This is a genomic window from Noviherbaspirillum suwonense, from assembly GCF_900182955.1.
In the GTDB taxonomy this organism is placed as follows: Bacteria; Pseudomonadota; Gammaproteobacteria; order Burkholderiales; family Burkholderiaceae_D; genus Noviherbaspirillum_A; species Noviherbaspirillum_A suwonense.
Genome location: NZ_FXUL01000063.1, coordinates 1 through 1,712 on the forward strand (window position 1 = coordinate 1; position 1,712 = coordinate 1,712).

Annotated in this window: 1 protein-coding gene; it reads right to left on the reverse strand. The window is 59.2% G+C overall.

Annotation, left to right across the window (positions count from 1 at the left end; all coding sequences use genetic code 11):
• Positions 1-161 precede the first annotated feature (161 nt).
• Positions 162-1,451, reverse strand: a complete 1,290-nt coding sequence (locus QOL82_RS29080; protein ID WP_283445813.1) for an IS5 family transposase — start codon at positions 1,449-1,451, stop codon at positions 162-164.
• Positions 1,452-1,712 lie beyond the last annotated feature (261 nt).

Below are 1,712 nucleotides of genomic sequence, written 5' to 3' on the forward strand. Positions count from 1 at the left end.
ACCGGCAGTTCTGCGGTACGCTTCATGATGGAGCCTCCAGCTCAGGTGGTAATGACGAATCTCCACTTTGGCACAATGATGCCGTTGCTGCGAGGCTCCCCTCGTCTACGCATCGGCCCCTTTCGGGGGAGACGTCCATACCATCTGAACAATTCTATTGTTCAATAAACCGGTGCCATTGGCTGGCAAGATTTAAGCTTGTTAATGATGAGCCGGATGTTGTGTCCGGCGCCGCAAAGCACGGCATGCATGGCATCGCCCAGTGTCCCTTTGAGCCAGTTGTGCCCCAGCTTGCCGTCATTCTTCATGTGGCCGATGGTCGGTTCGATAGCGCTCCGACGCTTGATCATCGCCTTGAGTCCCCGTGTGACGCCACGCCGCTGGCCTGACTTCCAGATCTGCACTCCGGCGACCTCGACGCCGCGATAGCCGCGGTCGACGAACGCCATTAGCGGCTTGACCTCGGAGAGGATTGCGGCCTGCTCCAGTGCCTCGTGGAGCGTGTGGCCGTCGTAGGGATTGCCCGGCATGGAACGCGCACCGACCACAAGGCCTTCTTTCAAGGTCGTCACGATCGACACCTTCACGCCGAACTCGTAAGGGGTACGGGCCTTGCCCTTGGCGATGCATTCCACTTCGGGCGCATGCAGCGCATACAACTTGTTCTTGTCCTTGCGCTGCTGGGTCAGGATACGGCCAGTCCGGGCCAGCAGGTCATCGAGCAGCTTGCGCTGCGGCAGGGACACCTGCTCCAGTTGACGCGTGATATCGCGGTGAACTCGTCCCACTCGCGAGCGCAGGGTACGCAAGGCCGCACGCATGCGTCGGAACTGTTTGGCATGGGCATAGCGGCCAATCTGCTGCACCAGCCGGGGTGCTTCACGGTTGTAGTTCTGGCGCAGATGCAGGCTGCACTGCCGTGCTGCTTTTACCAAGTGCTCCCGACTGCGTTCCAGCAGGGCCGAATCGGTCGGATAGGCAATTGCCTTCTCCATTACCGTTGTATCGACAATCACCCGTTCCACACTCGACGGCCTGATCACCTTGGCCCGCTTGGCGGCCTCAATGCTTTGTGCCAGCAGTTCTTCCATGCCGACTTCGCCCAGGCGTTTGCGCCAGCGCGACAGACTTGACGGGTCGATTGGCGGTTCGGTTTGCAAATGCGTCTCGCCGGTGAATAGCTGCCAATACGGGTTCTCCAGCCAGCCTGCAACGACCTGTTCATCGGAGAGATTGAACGCATGCTGCAGATACAGCAGTCCGGCGATGAGACGCGGTCGCAGAATCGGCCGGCCCGGGCCTGGCTGAAACGGCTCGGTGGCGACGCGGTCGATTGCTGCCCAGTCGATCATGTCAGCCAGCTCGACGAGTGGATGGTGCAGGTCGATATGCTCCCGCAGCGGATAACCTTGGGTATTGCTGTGCTGGAAAATACGGCGTTTCCTGCGCATGGAAGCCTCCGCCAAATTTGCAAGGAAAGGGCCAGTTATATTGGCAATTCCTGCAAATCCAACACTGACCTATCTCAGCGAAGGCCCCATGAATACTGGGGTCTCGGCATATTTCAGATGGTATGGACGTCTCCCCCGAAAGGGGCCGATGCGTAGACGAGGGGAGCCTCGCAGCAACGGCATCATTGTGCCAAAGTGGAGATTCGTCATTACCACCTGAGCTGGAGGCTCCATCATGAAGCGTACCGCAGAACTGCCGGT

Excerpts from the sequence above, each read along its gene's own strand:
- QOL82_RS29080 (WP_283445813.1), bottom strand. The coding sequence starts at position 1,451 with ATGCGCAGGAAACGCCGTATTTTCCAGCACAGCAATACCCAAGGTTAT.